This is a genomic window from Stenotrophomonas sp. PI_27, assembly GCF_027854495.1.
Classification (GTDB): domain Bacteria; phylum Pseudomonadota; class Gammaproteobacteria; order Xanthomonadales; family Xanthomonadaceae; genus Stenotrophomonas; species Stenotrophomonas pavanii.
Window position 1 is genome coordinate 1 of sequence record NZ_JAJNOF010000028.1, and the last position, 16,273, is coordinate 16,273.

At 63.8% G+C, this 16,273-nt stretch carries 11 protein-coding genes and 1 tRNA gene; all 12 read left to right on the plus strand.

Annotated elements, in window-relative coordinates:
• Positions 1 to 102: 102 nt before the first annotated feature.
• The 12 genes from LRM18_RS20170 to fusA all read left to right on the plus strand — a co-directional run bounded on the left by LRM18_RS20170 (position 103) and on the right by fusA (position 16,215).
• Positions 103 to 178: transfer RNA gene (locus LRM18_RS20170), tRNA-Trp, on the plus strand.
• A 48-nt stretch (positions 179 to 226) separates the two neighbouring features.
• Positions 227 to 640, plus strand: coding sequence for a preprotein translocase subunit SecE (gene secE, locus LRM18_RS20175; protein WP_014646044.1), 414 nt, complete (start codon positions 227 to 229; stop codon positions 638 to 640).
• 10 nt (positions 641 to 650) lie between these two features.
• On the plus strand, positions 651 to 1,211 hold the full coding sequence (gene nusG, locus LRM18_RS20180; RefSeq protein ID WP_004154362.1) for a transcription termination/antitermination protein NusG: 561 nt from the start codon (positions 651 to 653) through the stop codon (positions 1,209 to 1,211).
• Positions 1,212 to 1,468: 257 nt separating this feature from the next.
• Complete coding sequence (gene rplK, locus LRM18_RS20185) at positions 1,469 to 1,897, plus strand: 50S ribosomal protein L11 (protein WP_004145248.1); 429 nt, start codon at positions 1,469 to 1,471, stop codon at positions 1,895 to 1,897.
• 4 nt (positions 1,898 to 1,901) lie between these two features.
• Positions 1,902 to 2,600: a 50S ribosomal protein L1 gene (gene rplA / locus LRM18_RS20190; RefSeq protein WP_014646045.1), complete on the plus strand. Its 699-nt coding sequence runs from the start codon at positions 1,902 to 1,904 to the stop codon at positions 2,598 to 2,600.
• A 385-nt stretch (positions 2,601 to 2,985) separates the two neighbouring features.
• Entirely contained in the window at positions 2,986 to 3,522 is a 537-nt protein-coding gene (rplJ, locus tag LRM18_RS20195) for a 50S ribosomal protein L10 (protein ID WP_010480377.1), read from the plus strand.
• 63 nt (positions 3,523 to 3,585) lie between these two features.
• Positions 3,586 to 3,954 (plus strand): 50S ribosomal protein L7/L12, encoded by a 369-nt coding sequence (rplL, locus tag LRM18_RS20200; RefSeq protein WP_014646047.1) that lies wholly within the window; start codon positions 3,586 to 3,588, stop codon positions 3,952 to 3,954.
• A 365-nt stretch (positions 3,955 to 4,319) separates the two neighbouring features.
• Complete coding sequence (rpoB, locus tag LRM18_RS20205; protein WP_019662235.1) at positions 4,320 to 8,474, plus strand: DNA-directed RNA polymerase subunit beta; 4,155 nt, start codon at positions 4,320 to 4,322, stop codon at positions 8,472 to 8,474.
• Positions 8,475 to 8,563: 89 nt separating this feature from the next.
• Entirely contained in the window at positions 8,564 to 12,787 is a 4,224-nt protein-coding gene (rpoC, locus tag LRM18_RS20210; RefSeq protein ID WP_049470850.1) for a DNA-directed RNA polymerase subunit beta', read from the plus strand.
• 284 nt (positions 12,788 to 13,071) lie between these two features.
• Positions 13,072 to 13,446: a 30S ribosomal protein S12 gene (gene rpsL, locus LRM18_RS20215; RefSeq protein WP_004145320.1), complete on the plus strand. Its 375-nt coding sequence runs from the start codon at positions 13,072 to 13,074 to the stop codon at positions 13,444 to 13,446.
• Positions 13,447 to 13,458: 12 nt separating this feature from the next.
• On the plus strand, positions 13,459 to 13,932 hold the full coding sequence (gene rpsG, locus LRM18_RS20220; protein ID WP_014036101.1) for a 30S ribosomal protein S7: 474 nt from the start codon (positions 13,459 to 13,461) through the stop codon (positions 13,930 to 13,932).
• A 141-nt stretch (positions 13,933 to 14,073) separates the two neighbouring features.
• A complete protein-coding gene (gene fusA / locus LRM18_RS20225; RefSeq protein ID WP_049470847.1) occupies positions 14,074 to 16,215 on the plus strand; it encodes an elongation factor G in 2,142 nt (713 codons plus the stop codon).
• Positions 16,216 to 16,273 lie beyond the last annotated feature (58 nt).

Genomic DNA, 16,273 nt, shown 5'->3' on the forward strand with positions numbered 1-16,273 from the left:
GCCTGCAGTACCGGTGGTTGCATAGCGCCGCCGGTTACGCGAATGGCGGGCCGGGAACCTCGGTCCGCCTTCGCCGTCTAAGGGAAGGCAAGTTTTCAACGTACGCCAGTAGCTCAATTGGCAGAGCAGCGGTCTCCAAAACCGCAGGTTGGGGGTTCGAGTCCCTCCTGGCGTGCCATCTGCCACCTTACCCAGCGGCCTGCGCCGCTAAAGCAGACACAGCCGGATGAATAGCAAGATCGAACACTCCAAGGACAACTCCGCCAATGGTGGAGATATCGTCAAGTATGTCGCCGCATCGTTGCTGGTGCTGGCCGGTCTGTTCGTCTGGTTCTGGTTCTCCGCCGACTCCGGTCGCGCCGCCCAGCTGGGTGCGTGGGCGGGTCAGGTGCGTGCGTTGGCGGTCGTGGTCGGTCTGGTTGGCGGTATCGGCGTGTTCATGCTGACCGGCAAGGGGCGCGACACCCGCGAATTCCTCTCCGAGTCGCGCTTCGAACTGCGCAAGGTGGTCTGGCCGACGCGCCAGGAAGCCATCCGCATGACCTGGGTCGTGATCGTCGTGGTGCTCATCCTCAGCCTGCTGCTGGGTGGCTTCGACTTCCTGATCCAGAAACTGACTCAGTGGTTCCTGAGCCGCTAAGGAGAATTGCATGAAGCGTTGGTACGTCGTTCACGCCTATTCGGGCTTCGAGAAGTCGGTGGCGCAGGCCCTGCGCGATCGCATCGTCCGTGACGGCATGGAAGAGCGCTTCGGCGACGTCCTGGTTCCGACCGAAGAAGTGGTCGAGATGCGCGCTGGCCAGAAGCGCCGCTCCGAGCGCAAGTTCTTCCCGGGCTATGTGCTGGTCCAGATCGAGACCCACGAAGAAGCCGGCATTCCGCGCATCGACAACGAAAGCTGGCATCTGGTCAAGGAAACCCCGCGCGTGATGGGCTTCATCGGCGGTACCGCTGATCGCCCGCTGCCGATCGCCGATTCCGAGGCCGAGGCCATCCTGAACCGCGTTCAGGAAGGTGTCGAGAAGCCGCGTCCCAAGGTGCTGTTCGAGCCGGGCCAGATGGTCCGTGTCACCGATGGCCCGTTCAACGATTTCAACGGCGTCGTCGAAGAGGTCAACTACGAGAAGAGCCGTCTGCGCGTCTCGGTGCTGATCTTCGGCCGTGCCACGCCGGTCGAGCTCGAGTTCGGCCAGGTCGAAAAGGCCGTCTGACCTGTCTGTCGCGTCGAGCCACGCTCGACGCCGGACCAGAAACCGGGCGGCGCCCGGTTTCGTTCGTTTAGATGCCGCTTCAGGCATGTGAAGAAAAAACCTGTTATAGTGCGCGGCTCCCCGCTGGGAAGCCAGCAGGACGAGGCCGCCGAAAGGTGGCCTTCGGCATGATTTCAAAACGCGATGCCGGGACGCGTGATTCCCGGTCCGATGGGGAGCCTGTTGTCGAAAGGCGCTAGCACCCGGAGAGCACTCACATGGCAAAGAAAGTTGTCGGTTACATCAAGCTGCAGGTGAAGGCCGGTCAGGCCAACCCCTCGCCGCCGGTCGGTCCCGCGCTGGGTCAGCGTGGTCTGAACATCATGGAATTCTGCAAGGCGTTCAACGCTGCCACGCAGAAGCTCGAGCCGGGCCTGCCGGTTCCGGTGATCATCACGGCCTACTCGGACCGTACGTTCACCTTCATCACCAAGAGCACCCCGGCCACCACCCTGCTGAAGAAGGCCGCTGGCATCTCGTCGGGCTCCAAGCGCCCGAACACCGAGAAGGTCGGCAAGGTCACCCGTAAGCAGCTGGAAGAGATCGCCAAGGCGAAGGAACCGGATCTGACTGCCGCCGACCTGGACGCCGCCGTGCGTACCATCGCTGGCTCTGCCCGTTCCATGGGCCTCGTGGTGGAGGGTTAATAAGATGGCACAGACCAAGCGTGAGAAGGCCATCAAGGCCGCCGTCGTTCCGGGCAAGGCATATGCCTTCGAGGACGCGATCAACATCCTGAAGACCGCCACCAAGGCCAAGTTCGTCGAGTCGATCGACGTTGCCGTGCGCCTGGGCGTCGATGCGAAGAAGTCCGACCAGCAGGTCCGTGGCTCCACCGTGCTGCCGGCCGGTACCGGCAAGTCGGTCCGCGTCGCCGTGTTCGCTCCGGCCGGTGCCAAGGCTGACGAAGCCCTGGCCGCTGGCGCCGAAGCCGTCGGTATGGACGATCTGGCCGAGAAGATGCAGGCCGGCGATCTGAACTACGACGTCGTCATCGCGACCCCGGACGCCATGCGCGTCGTCGGCAAGCTGGGCACCGTGCTGGGCCCGCGCGGCCTGATGCCGAACCCGAAGGTCGGCACCGTTTCCCCGAACCCGGGTGAAGCCGTGAAGAACGCCAAGTCGGGCCAGGTCCGTTACCGCACCGACAAGGCCGGCATCATCCACTGCACCATCGGCAAGGCCGACTTCGCCGAAGACGCGCTGAAGTCGAACCTGACCGCGCTGCTGCTGGACCTGATCAAGGCCAAGCCGGCCACCTCGAAGGGCACCTACCTGCAGAAGGTTTCGGTCAGCTCGACGATGGGCCCGGGCGTCACCGTCGACCAGTCGTCGCTGACCCTGAAGTAATCGTTTCAAGCGGTCACGGCATTTCGGTGCCGTGACCGTGACATTTGAAGGCATCGCTGGCAGTGCATCGCCCGCGGTAGCCGTCAAAGACCGCAGGCGCGGTCGTGGCAATACCGGCGACGGGCAGGGAGGCTCGATCTGGCAAGGAGTCGCCGCCGGAGCAGTCATGAACGCTTAATCGATTCCCCGGAATCACCCTGCGTAGATGGTGCCCTTCTGGAGTTTTTCTGGTTCACGCACGTCTGGGTTTCCCAGGTTGGCCCACTCCAGGTCTAGAACGGCCCACCCCCGGAACATCATCCCGATGTTCCCGGCGTCCAGGACGGATGCCGCACAGGACCGCACACGGCAGGAGCCGTAAGCGGAGTTCAATAGGAGGAGTGCAATGGCTCTCAATCTGTCCCAGAAGCAAGAAGTAGTCGCCGAGCTGGCAGACGTCGCCGCCAAGGCCCACTCCTTGATCGCAGCCGAATACGCTGGCACCACGGTCGCCCAGATGACCGCGATGCGCAAGCAGGCTCGTGAAACCGGTGTTTTCTTGAAGGTTGTCAAGAACACCCTGGCTTCGCGCGCCGTTGAAGGCACCGAGTTCGCAGTCGCCCAGGACCAGATGGTTGGTCCGCTGCTGTACGCGTTCTCGCTCGAGGAGCCCGGCGCTGCCGGTCGCCTGATCAAGGAAGCCGCCAAGGGCAACGACAAGCTGAAGGCTAAGGTCGTCGCCATCGGTGGCGAAGTGTTCCCGGCAAGCCACGTCGAAGTGCTGGCCTCGCTGCCGACCCGCGACCAGGCCCTGGCCATGCTGGCCCGCGTCCTGACCGAGCCGGTCACGATGTTCGCCCGCGCCATCAAGGCCGTTGGCGAGAAGCAGGGTGGTGGCGACGTCGCCGCCGACGCTGCCGAGCCGGCCGCCGAGACCGCCTGAGTTTCGACTTACCGTGGTTCCTGACGGAACCTCAACCCAGAAAATCATCCAAAGGTATTTATCATGTCCCTTACCAACGAACAGATCGTCGACGCCATCGCCGAGAAGTCCCTGATGGAAGTGATGGAGCTGGTCAAGGCCATCGAAGAGAAGTTCGGCGTCTCCGCCGCTGCTCCGGTTGCCGTGGCTGCTGCCGCTGGCCCGGCTGCTGCTGTTGAAGAGCAGACCGAATTCACCGTCACCCTGAAGACCGCCGGCGAGAAGAAGGTCGAGGTCATCAAGGCCGTCCGCGCCATCACCGGCCTGGGCCTGAAGGAAGCGAAGGACCTGGCCGAAGCCGGTGGCGTCCTGAAGGAAGGCGCTTCGAAGGAAGACGCCGAGAAGATGAAGAAGGACCTGGAAGCTGCTGGCGCGACTGTCGAAGTCAAGTAAGCAGTTCCCTTGCATCGTCATCGATTCGCGGCGATGCAGCCAAGGCTGGGGGCGTAAGCCCCCGGCCTTTGGTCGTTGTTGCGGTGGTGTAGAGTCGACGGTTGGTCGACTGCTGTGAAGGAAGTCGACCAACAGTCGACTCTACCGTTTCAAAAGCAGGAAAAAAGCCCAACACGGGCTGCAGTCAAACCCCGGCAGGCCAGCGCACGGCGCGGCAGCGGGGGCGTGGTAGCAGACGAGTTGGCAGTTGGAAGTAGCGGGAGAAGGCGTGCTGGTGCCGGCAATACCAGCGACTTCCAACTGACAATTTCAAGTTCCCTTCAGGGTCGTGGACGCACGGCCCGCACAACAAGGTGGAAGACCTCATGACGTCCTATTCGTTCACCGAAAAAAAGCGTATCCGCAAGGATTTCGGCAAGCAGCGCTCGATTCTCGAAGTGCCGTTCCTGCTCGCCATCCAGGTGGATTCCTATCGTGAATTCCTGCAGGAAAACGTCGATCCGGCCAAGCGCACGGACCACGGCCTGCATGCTGCGCTGAAGTCGGTCTTCCCGATCGCCAGCTACAGCGGCAATGCTGCCCTGGAATACGTCGGCTACAAGCTGGGCGAACCGGTCTTCGACGAGCGTGAGTGCCGCCAGCGCGGCATGAGCTACGGCGCCCCGCTGCGCGTCACCGTGCGCCTGGTGATCTACGACCGCGAGTCGTCGACCAAGGCCATCAAGTACGTGAAGGAGCAGGAGGTCTATCTGGGCGAAATCCCGCTGATGACCGAGAACGGCACCTTCATCGTCAACGGCACCGAGCGCGTCATCGTCTCCCAGCTGCACCGTTCGCCGGGCGTGTTCTTCGACCACGACCGTGGCAAGACCCACAGCTCGGGCAAGCTGCTGTACAGCGCCCGCATCATTCCTTACCGCGGCTCCTGGCTGGACTTCGAGTTCGACCCGAAGGACGCGCTGTTCACCCGTATCGACCGCCGCCGCAAGCTGCCGGTGTCGATCCTGCTGCGCGCGCTTGGCTACAGCAACGAAGAGATGCTGGCCGAGTTCTTCGAGATCAACACCTTCCACATCAACCCGGATGAAGGCGTCCAGCTGGAGCTGGTGCCCGAGCGCCTGCGTGGCGAAACCCTGGGCTTCGACCTCGCCGACGGCGACAAGGTCATCGTGGAAGCCGGCAAGCGCATCACCGCGCGCCACATCAAGCAGCTGGAAGCCTCGGGCATCGCCGCCCTGGCCGTGCCGGACGACTACATCGTCGGCCGCATCCTGTCGCACGACGTGGTCGATGCCTCGACCGGCGAGCTGCTGGCCCAGGCCAACGACGAGATCACCGACGAGCAGCTGCAGGCCTTCCGCAAGGCCGGCGTTGACGCGGTCGGCACCCTGTGGGTGAACGACCTGGATCGTGGTCCGTACCTGTCCAACACCCTGCGCATCGACCCGACCAAGACCCAGCTGGAAGCCCTGGTCGAGATCTACCGCATGATGCGTCCGGGCGAGCCGCCGACCAAGGATGCCGCGCAGAACCTGTTCCACAACCTGTTCTTCACCTTCGAGCGCTACGACCTGTCCGCGGTCGGCCGCATGAAGTTCAACCGTCGCGTGGGCCGCAAGGAAACCACCGGCGAAGCCGTGCTGTACGACAGCAAGTACTTCGGTGAGCGCAACGACGAAGAGTCCAAGCGCCTGGTCGCCGCCCACGGCGACAGCTCCGACATCCTGGACGTGATCAAGGTCCTGACCGAGATCCGCAACGGTCGCGGCGTGGTCGACGACATCGATCACCTGGGCAACCGTCGCGTGCGCTCGGTCGGTGAAATGGCCGAGAACGTGTTCCGCGTCGGCCTGGTCCGTGTCGAGCGCGCGGTCAAGGAGCGCCTGTCGATGGCCGAGTCGGAAGGCCTGACCCCGCAGGAGTTGATCAACGCCAAGCCGGTCGCCGCTGCCATCAAGGAGTTCTTCGGCTCCTCGCAGCTGTCGCAGTTCATGGACCAGAACAACCCGCTGTCGGAAGTGACGCACAAGCGTCGCGTCTCGGCGCTGGGCCCGGGCGGCCTGACCCGCGAGCGCGCCGGCTTCGAAGTGCGCGACGTGCACCCGACCCATTACGGCCGCGTCTGCACCATCGAAACCCCGGAAGGCCCGAACATCGGCCTGATCAACTCGCTGGCCGTGTACGCCCGCACCAACCAGTACGGTTTCCTCGAGACCCCGTACCGCAAGGTCGTGGACGGCAAGGTCTATGACGAAGTCGAGTTCCTGTCGGCGATCGAAGAAAACGAGTACGTCATTGCGCAGGCCAACGCGCTGACCGACGCCAAGGGCACCCTGACCGAGCAGTTCGTCCCGTGCCGCTTCCAGGGCGAATCGCTGCTGAAGCCGCCGGCGGAAGTCCACTTCATGGACGTCTCGCCGATGCAGACCGTGTCGATCGCGGCCGCGCTGGTTCCGTTCCTGGAGCACGATGACGCCAACCGCGCACTGATGGGCGCCAACATGCAGCGTCAGGCCGTGCCGACCCTGCGTGCGCAGAAGCCGCTGGTGGGTACCGGCATCGAGCGCGCCGTGGCGCGCGACTCCGGCGTGACCGTGAACGCCCGCCGTGGCGGCGAGATCGTGCAGATCGACGCGGCCCGCATCGTGGTCAAGGTCAACGAGGAAGAGATCGTTGGCGCCACCGACGCAGGCGTGGACATCTACAACCTGGTCAAGTACACCCGTTCGAACCAGAACACCTGCATCAACCAGCGTCCGCTGGTCCAGGTCGGTGACGTCATCGCCCGCGGCGACGTGCTGGCCGACGGCCCGTCCACCGACATCGGCGAACTGGCCCTCGGCCAGAACATGCTGATCGCGTTCATGCCGTGGAACGGCTACAACTTCGAAGACTCCATCCTGCTCTCCGAGCGCGTGGTGGAAGAGGATCGTTACACCACGATCCACATCGAAGAGCTGACCTGCGTCGCGCGTGACACCAAGCTGGGGCCGGAGGAAATCTCCGCCGACATCCCGAACGTCTCCGAGCAGGCGCTGAACCGCCTGGACGAGAGCGGCGTGGTGTACATCGGCGCGGAAGTCCGTGCCGGCGACATCCTGGTCGGCAAGGTCACCCCGAAGGGCGAAAGCCAGCTGACCCCGGAAGAGAAGCTGCTGCGCGCGATCTTCGGCGAGAAGGCTTCGGACGTGAAGGACAGCTCGCTGCGCGTGCCGCCGGGCATGGACGGCACCGTCATCGACGTGCAGGTCTTCACCCGCGACGGCATCGAGAAGGACAAGCGCGCCCGCCAGATCGAAGAGTCTGAAATCAAGCGCGTCAAGAAGGACTTCGACGACCAGTTCCGCATCCTGGAAGCCGCCATCTACATGCGTCTGCGTTCGCAGATCGTGGGCAAGGTGGTCAACGGCGGCGCTGGCCTGAAGAAGGGCGACGTGATCACCGACGCCTTCCTGGACGGCCTGAAGAAGGCTGACTGGTTCGCGCTGCGCATGAAGGACGAAGACGCTTCGGAAGCCATCGAGCGCGCGCAGAAGCAGATCCAGGCGCACGAGAAGGAATTCGAGCGTCGCTTCGCCGACAAGCGCGGCAAGATCACCGCCGGTGACGACCTCGCTCCGGGCGTGCTGAAGATGGTCAAGGTGTTCCTGGCCGTGAAGCGCCGCATCCAGCCGGGCGACAAGATGGCAGGCCGCCACGGCAACAAGGGTGTGGTCTCCAACGTGGTGCCGGTCGAGGACATGCCGTACATGGCCTCGGGCGAAACCGTGGACATCGTGCTGAACCCGCTGGGCGTGCCGTCGCGCATGAACATCGGCCAGATCCTGGAAGTGCACCTGGGCTGGGCGGCCAAGGGCCTGGGTCGCAAGATCCAGGCGATGCTGGAAGCCCAGGCCGCGGTGGCCGACCTGCGCAAGTTCCTGGACGACATCTACAACCACGACGACACCAACGTGGCCAACCGTGTCGACCTGTCGCAGTTCAGCGACGAGGAACTGCTGCGTCTGGCCCGCAACCTGACCGACGGCGTGCCGATGGCCACCCCGGTGTTCGACGGCGCCACCGAAGCGGAAATCAAGCGCATGCTGGAACTGGCCGACCTGCCGAGCAGTGGCCAGACCCAGCTGTACGACGGCCGCACCGGTGAAGCCTTCGATCGCCACACCACCGTCGGTTACATGCACTACCTGAAGCTGAACCACCTGGTCGACGACAAGATGCACGCGCGTTCGACCGGTCCGTACTCGCTCGTCACCCAGCAGCCGCTGGGCGGCAAGGCGCAGTTCGGCGGCCAGCGCTTCGGTGAAATGGAAGTCTGGGCGCTGGAAGCCTACGGCGCGGCCTACACCCTGCAGGAAATGCTGACGGTGAAGTCCGATGACGTGCAGGGCCGCAACCAGATGTACAAGAACATCGTCGACGGTGAGCACGAGATGGTCGCGGGCATGCCGGAGTCCTTCAACGTGCTCGTGAAGGAAATCCGCTCGCTGGCCATCAACATGGAACTGGAAGACAACTGATCCATGCCGGCGCGGCGGCCCCCGCCGCCGCGCCGCTGGCAGTGAACTGAAAGCCCATCGACACAGCATTCCTCCTTCTGGAGAACACCATGAAAGACCTGCTCAACCTCTTCAACCAGCAGCGCCAGACGCTGGACTTCGACGCGATCAAGATCGCGCTGGCCTCGCCGGACCTGATCCGTTCGTGGTCCTTCGGCGAAGTGAAGAAGCCGGAAACCATCAACTACCGTACCTTCAAGCCGGAACGCGACGGCCTGTTCTGCGCCGCCATCTTCGGCCCGGTGAAGGACTACGAGTGCCTGTGCGGCAAGTACAAGCGCATGAAGCACCGCGGCGTGGTCTGCGAAAAGTGCGGCACCGAAGTGACCCTGGCCAAGGTGCGCCGTGAGCGCATGGGCCACATCGACCTGGCTTCGCCGGTCGCGCACATCTGGTTCCTGAAGTCGCTGCCGTCGCGCATCGGCCTGATGCTGGACATGACCCTGCGCGACATCGAGCGCGTGCTGTACTTCGAAGCGTACGTGGTGACCGAGCCGGGCCTGACCGCCCTGGAGCGTCGCCAGCTGCTGACCGAAGAACAGTACCTGCAGGCCCGCCAGGAGCACGGTGACGACTTCGACGCCGCGATGGGCGCCGAGGCGGTGTACGAGCTGCTGCGCACGATCGACCTGCAGTCGGAGATGACCCGCCTGCGCGAGGAAATCGCTGCGACCGGTTCGGAAACCAAGCTGAAGCGACTGACCAAGCGCATCAAGCTGATCGAGGCCTTCCTGGAATCGGGCAACCGTCCGGAGTGGATGGTCATGACCGTGCTGCCGGTGCTGCCGCCGGACCTGCGCCCTCTGGTTCCGCTGGATGGCGGCCGCTTCGCGACCTCCGACCTGAACGACCTGTACCGCCGCGTCATCAACCGCAACAACCGCCTGCGCCGCCTGCTCGAACTGAGCGCGCCGGACATCATCGTGCGCAATGAAAAGCGCATGCTGCAGGAATCGGTCGATGCGCTGCTGGACAACGGCCGTCGCGGCCGTGCCATCACCGGCACCAACAAGCGCCCGCTGAAGTCGCTGGCCGACATGATCAAGGGCAAGCAGGGTCGCTTCCGCCAGAACCTGCTCGGCAAGCGCGTCGACTACTCGGGCCGTTCGGTCATCGTGGTCGGTCCGTACCTGCGCCTGCACCAGTGCGGCCTGCCGAAGAAGATGGCGCTGGAGCTGTTCAAGCCGTTCGTCTTCGCCAAGCTGCAGCGTCGTGGCCTGGCCACCACCATCAAGGCCGCCAAGAAGCTGGTCGAGCGCGAAGAAGCCGAAGTCTGGGACATCCTGGAAGAGGTCATCCGCGAGCATCCGGTGATGCTGAACCGTGCGCCGACCCTGCACCGCCTGGGCATCCAGGCGTTCGAGCCGGTGCTGATCGAAGGCAAGGCCATCCAGCTGCACCCGCTGGTCTGCACCGCGTTCAACGCCGACTTCGACGGTGACCAGATGGCCGTCCACGTGCCGCTCTCGCTGGAAGCCCAGCTGGAAGCGCGTGCGCTGATGATGTCGACCAACAACATCCTGTCGCCGGCCAACGGCGAGCCGATCATCGTGCCGTCGCAGGACGTCGTGCTGGGTCTGTACTACATGACCCGCTCGCTGGAGAACAAGAAGGGCGAGGGCATGGCCTTCGCCAACATCGCCGAAGTCAAGCGCGCCTATGACAACCGCGTGGTGGAACTGCACGCCAAGGTCAAGGTCCGCATCACCGAGGTGGTGACCGACGAAGACGGCAACAAGCAGAACAAGACCTCGATCGTGGACACCACGATCGGTCGCGCCCTGCTGGCTGAAATCCTGCCGGAAGGCCTGCCGTTCGCGCTGGCCAACACCGAGCTGACCAAGAAGAACATCAGCCGCCTGATCAACTCCAGCTACCGCCAGCTGGGCCTGAAGGACACGGTCGTGTTCGCCGACAAGCTGATGTACACCGGCTTCGCCTACGCGACCCGCGCCGGCGTCTCGATCGGCATCGACGACATGCTGATCCCGGACGAGAAGAAGGGCATCCTCACCGAGGCCGAAGCCGAAGTGCTGGAAATCCAGGAGCAGTACCAGTCGGGCCTGGTCACCGCCGGCGAGCGCTACAACAAGGTGGTCGACATCTGGTCGCGCACCAACGAGCGCATCGCCAAGGCGATGATGGACACCATCGGTACCGAGAAGGTGGTCAATGCCAAGGGCGAGACCATCGACCAGAAGTCGATGAACTCGCTGTACATCATGGCCGACTCCGGTGCGCGTGGTTCGCAGGCGCAGATCCGTCAGCTGGCCGGCATGCGCGGCCTGATGGCCCGCCCGGACGGCTCGATCATCGAGACGCCCATCAAGGCGAACTTCCGCGAAGGCCTGAACGTGCAGGAGTACTTCAACTCCACCCACGGTGCCCGTAAGGGTCTGGCCGATACCGCGCTGAAGACCGCGAACTCGGGTTACCTGACCCGTCGTCTGGTCGACGTCGCGCAGGACGTGGTGATCACCGAGGTGGATTGCGGTACCACCGAAGGCCTGATCATGACCCCGATCGTGGAAGGCGGCGACGTGGTCGAGCCGCTGAAGGACCGCGTGCTGGGCCGCGTGGTTGCCGAGGACGTGTTCCTGCCGGGCAACGACGAGGATCCGATCGTCACCCGCAACACCCTGCTCGACGAAGCCTGGGTCGCCAAGCTGGAAGATGCCGGCGTGCAGACCATCAAGGTCCGCTCGACCATCTCCTGCGAATCGGCGTTCGGTGTCTGCTCGCGCTGCTACGGCCGCGACCTGGCCCGTGGCCACCTGGTCAACATCGGTGAAGCGGTCGGCGTCATCGCCGCCCAGTCCATCGGTGAGCCGGGTACCCAGCTGACCATGCGTACGTTCCACATCGGTGGTGCGGCGTCGCGAGCTGCTGCGGTCGACAACATCACCGTCAAGACCACCGGCTCGGTCAAGTTCAGCAACCTCAAGTCGGTCGAGCATGCCAACGGCTCGCTGGTGGCAGTGTCGCGCTCGGGCGAAATCTCGGTGCTCGATGCCCACGGCCGTGAGCGTGAGCGTTACAAGCTGCCGTACGGTGCGACCATCACGTCCAAGGACGGTGATGCGATCAAGGCTGGCCAGACCGTGGCCAACTGGGATCCGCATAACCACCCGATCGTGTCGGAAGTGGCCGGCTTCATCCGCTTCATCGACTTCGTCGACGGCATCACCGTCATCGAGAAGACCGACGAGCTGACCGGCCTGGCTTCGCGCGAGATCACCGATCCGAAGCGTCGTGGTACCCAGGCCAAGGACCTGCGCCCGATCGTGCGCATCGTTGATGCCAAGGGCAACGACCTGTCGATCCCGGGCACCGACCTGCCGGCGCAGTACCTGCTGCCGCCGCGTTCGATCGTCAACCTGCAGGATGGCGCCCCGGTGGGCGTGGGCGACGTCGTCGCCAAGATCCCGCAGGAAGCGTCGAAGACCCGCGACATCACCGGTGGTCTGCCGCGCGTGGCCGACCTGTTCGAAGCGCGCAAGCCGAAGGATCCGGCGGTGCTGGCCGAGCGTTCGGGCATCATCAGCTTCGGCAAGGACACCAAGGGCAAGCAGCGCCTGATCATCAAGGACACCGATGGTTCGGAGCACGAAGAGCTGATCCCGAAGTACCGTCAGGTCATCGTGTTCGAAGGCGAGCATGTCACCAAGGGTGAAACCATCGTGGACGGCGAGCCGAGCCCGCAGGACATCCTGCGCCTGCTGGGCGTCGAGCCGCTGGCGGCCTACCTGGTGAAGGAAATCCAGGACGTGTACCGCCTGCAGGGCGTGAAGATCAACGACAAGCACATCGAGGTGATCACCCGCCAGATGCTGCGCAAGGTCGAGATCACCGACCAGGGCGGCAGCAAGTTCCTGAACGGCGAACAGGTGGAGCGTCAGCGCGTTATCGAGGAGAATGCGCGCCTGTCGACCCGCAACGAGCTGCCGGCACGTTTCGATCCGGTCCTGCTGGGCATCACCAAGGCATCGCTGGCGACCGAATCGTTCATCTCGGCCGCATCGTTCCAGGAAACCACCCGCGTGCTGACCGAAGCGGCCGTCCGCGGCACCTCGGACAACCTGCGCGGCCTGAAGGAAAACGTCATCGTGGGTCGCCTGATTCCGGCCGGTACCGGCCTGGCGTACCACAGCAACCGTCGTCGCGGCGCCTCCGGTCTCACCGAGTCGGAGATGCAGACCCTGGCCGGCACCCCGGCCGTCGCCGAGGCCGCAGTGGTTGAAGCTGAAGCTGAACAGGCTTCGGGCGAAGAATGAGGCATCCGGTCCGGCCACACGGCCGGACCACCCCGTCGGTGCATCGACGGGATTGGGAAAGGGCAGGGGCGATCGTCCGTGATCGGCCCGGCCAACCTGAACGGGGTACATGGAGGCCCCCCAGTAACGTCCCGGGATCAGGGGCGGGCTTGACAGGAGGCGTTTGACTGCTTTCCTGGCAGGTTGCTACAATCGTCTGTCTCAGCAGGCCAGAATTTTGGCCTGCTTTAACATTTCCGCATCTCTGGTCGGATTTTCCGGCCACCAATCAGAAGAACCTACTGATGGCGACGATCAACCAGCTGGTCCGCAAGCCGCGGCAAGCGACCACCTACAAGAGTGCCTCGCCGGCGCTCGACAAGTGCCCGCAGCGCCGTGGCGTCTGCACCCGTGTCTACACCACCACTCCGAAGAAGCCGAACTCGGCTCTGCGCAAGGTTGCCAAGGTCCGCCTGACCAACCAGGAAGAAGTGATTTCCTACATCGGTGGTGAAGGCCACAACCTGCAGGAGCACTCCGTGGTCCTGATCCGCGGCGGTCGCGTCAAGGACCTGCCGGGTGTGCGTTACCACACCGTTCGTGGCTCGCTCGACGCCGCCGGCGTTGCCAAGCGTCGCCAGGCCCGTTCCAAGTACGGCGCCAAGCGTCCGAAGGCATAAGGAGAGAGCACTATGTCGCGTAAGGGTAATACTCCGCAGCGTTCCGTCCTGCCCGATCCGAAGCACGGAAGCGAAACCATCGCCCGCTTCATCAACATGGTCATGCAGAGCGGCAAGAAGTCCGTCGCCGAAAAGATCGTGTACGGCGCCATGGACGTGATCACCGAGAAGAACAGCAGCGCCAACGCCATTGACCTGGTGCAGAAGGCTCTGGACAACGTCGCTCCGGCGGTCGAAGTCAAGTCGCGCCGCGTCGGTGGTGCCACCTACCAGGTGCCGGTCGAAGTGCGTTCGTCGCGCAAGATGGCCCTGGCCATGCGCTGGCTGATCGACTCCGCGCGCAAGCGTGGCGAGAACACCATGCCGAAGAAGCTGGCTGCTGAACTGATCGACGCCTCGGAAAACCGTGGCGGCGCCATCAAGAAGCGCGAAGAAACCCACCGCATGGCCGAAGCCAACAAGGCCTTCGCCCACTACCGCTGGTGAGTTTGACGGCCTTGTAAAACAGGCAGGGCAGCGCCACTTAGGTGCGTGCTGCCTCGCGGTCCCAGAAGGACTGCGCCAATCCGAAGGCCGCCGAAAGGCGGCGTTCGGCCATCCGAAATCCAAGAAATCTGAGAGGCTCCCGTGGCCCGTTCCACTCCCATCGAGCGTTACCGCAACTTCGGCATCATGGCTCACATCGATGCCGGCAAGACCACCACGTCCGAGCGCATCCTGTTCTACACCGGCAAGAGCCACAAGATCGGTGAAGTGCACGACGGCGCCGCCACCATGGACTGGATGGAGCAGGAGCAGGAGCGTGGCATCACGATCCAGTCCGCTGCCACCACCGCGTTCTGGAAGGGCATGGACAAGTCCCTGCCGGAGCACCGCTTCAACATCATCGACACCCCCGGGCACGTCGACTTCACCATCGAAGTGGAGCGCTCGCTGCGCGTGCTCGACGGTGCCGTCTTCGTCCTGTGCGCCGTCGGTGGCGTGCAGCCGCAGTCGGAAACCGTGTGGCGCCAGGCCAACAAGTACCACGTGCCGCGCATCGCGTTCGTCAACAAGATGGACCGCACCGGTGCCAACTTCCAGAAGGTCGTCGGCCAGCTGAAGGCCAAGCTGGGCGCCGTTGCCGTGCCGATGCAGCTGCCGATCGGCGCTGAAGACAACTTCAAGGGCGTTGTCGACCTGCTGAAGATGAAGGCCATCCATTGGGATGAGGCTTCGCAGGGCATGAAGTTCGAGTACAGCGACATCCCGGCCGAACTGCAGGCGGCTGCCGAAGAGGCTCGCCAGTTCATGGTCGAGACCGCTGCCGAAGCCAGCGAAGAGCTGATGGAAAAGTACCTGGGCGGCGAAGAGCTGGCCGAGGCCGAAATCATCAACGCGCTGCGTACCCGCACCCTGGCCACCGAGATCGTGCCGATGTACTGCGGCTCGGCCTTCAAGAACAAGGGCGTGCAGGCCATGCTGGACGGCGTGATCCAGCTGCTGCCGTCGCCGGTCGACGTGCCGGACGTGAAGGGCGTGGACGTTGACGACGACACCGTCGAAATGACCCGCAAGTCGGACGACAAGGCTCCGTTCTCGTCGCTGGCCTTCAAGATCATCACCGACCCGTTCGTCGGCGCGCTGACCTTCTTCCGCGTCTACTCGGGCACCCTGAACGGTGGCGACACCGTGCTGAACTCGGTGAAGGGCAAGAAGGAGCGCATCGGCCGCATCCTGCAGATGCACTCGAACAACCGCGAGGAAATCAAGGAAGTTCTGGCCGGCGACATCGCCGCGGCGGTGGGCCTGAAGGACACCACCACCGGTGACACCCTGTGCGCCGTGGACGCGCCGATCATCCTGGAGCGCATGACGTTCCCGGAGCCGGTGATCTCGATGGCCGTCGAGCCGAAGACCAAGTCGGACCAGGAAAAGATGGGTCTGGCCCTGGGCCGTCTGGCGCAGGAAGATCCGTCGTTCCGCGTCAAGACCGACGAAGAATCCGGCCAGACCATCATCTCGGGCATGGGCGAGCTGCACCTGGACATCATCGTCGACCGCCTGAAGCGCGAGTTCAACGTTGAAGCCAACGTCGGCGCGCCGCAGGTGGCCTACCGCGAAACCATCACCCTGGCTGACGTCAAGTCGGACTACAAGCACGCCAAGCAGTCCGGTGGTAAGGGTCAGTACGGTCACGTCGTGATCGAGCTGTCGCCGATCACCGCTGAAGACCGTGCCGATCCGAAGCTGGCTCCGGCCATCAAGGACGACTTCCTGTTCATCAACGACATCACCGGCGGCGTGATCCCGAAGGAATTCATTCCGTCGGTTGAAAAGGGCCTGCGCGAAACCATCACCAGCGGTCCGCTGGCTGGCTTCCCGGTCGTGGACGTCAAGGTGAAGCTGGTGTTCGGTTCGTACCACGACGTCGACTCCTCGGAAATGGCGTTCAAGCTGGCTTCGTCGATGGCCTTCAAGCAGGGCTTCGCCAAGGCCAAGCCGGTGCTGCTGGAGCCGATCATGAAGGTCGAGATCGTGACCCCGGAGGATTACCAGGGTGACGTGATGGGCGACGTCAGCCGTCGTCGCGGCGTGCTGCAGGGTTCCGACACCACCGGTGACGGTTCGGCCAGCATCATCAACGCGATGATCCCGCTGGGTGAAATGTTCGGCTACGCCACTGCGCTGCGTTCGCAGACCCAGGGCCGCGCCACCTTCACCATGGAATTCGATCACTACGAGCCGGCTCCGACCAACATCGCCGAAGCCGTCATGAAGAAGGGCTGAGCCTCGCTCAGCCTCTCTTGAAACCACTTACGAACAATCAAGGTATAGAACAATGGCA

Coding starts and splice junctions, on each gene's coding strand:
- secE (WP_014646044.1), top strand. CDS start 227: ATGAATAGCAAGATCGAACACTCCAAGGACAACTCCGCCAATGGTGGA.
- nusG (WP_004154362.1), top strand. CDS start 651: ATGAAGCGTTGGTACGTCGTTCACGCCTATTCGGGCTTCGAGAAGTCG.
- rplK (WP_004145248.1), top strand. CDS start 1,469: ATGGCAAAGAAAGTTGTCGGTTACATCAAGCTGCAGGTGAAGGCCGGT.
- rplA (WP_014646045.1), top strand. CDS start 1,902: ATGGCACAGACCAAGCGTGAGAAGGCCATCAAGGCCGCCGTCGTTCCG.
- rplJ (WP_010480377.1), top strand. CDS start 2,986: ATGGCTCTCAATCTGTCCCAGAAGCAAGAAGTAGTCGCCGAGCTGGCA.
- rplL (WP_014646047.1), top strand. CDS start 3,586: ATGTCCCTTACCAACGAACAGATCGTCGACGCCATCGCCGAGAAGTCC.
- rpoB (WP_019662235.1), top strand. CDS start 4,320: ATGACGTCCTATTCGTTCACCGAAAAAAAGCGTATCCGCAAGGATTTC.
- rpoC (WP_049470850.1), top strand. CDS start 8,564: ATGAAAGACCTGCTCAACCTCTTCAACCAGCAGCGCCAGACGCTGGAC.
- rpsL (WP_004145320.1), top strand. CDS start 13,072: ATGGCGACGATCAACCAGCTGGTCCGCAAGCCGCGGCAAGCGACCACC.
- rpsG (WP_014036101.1), top strand. CDS start 13,459: ATGTCGCGTAAGGGTAATACTCCGCAGCGTTCCGTCCTGCCCGATCCG.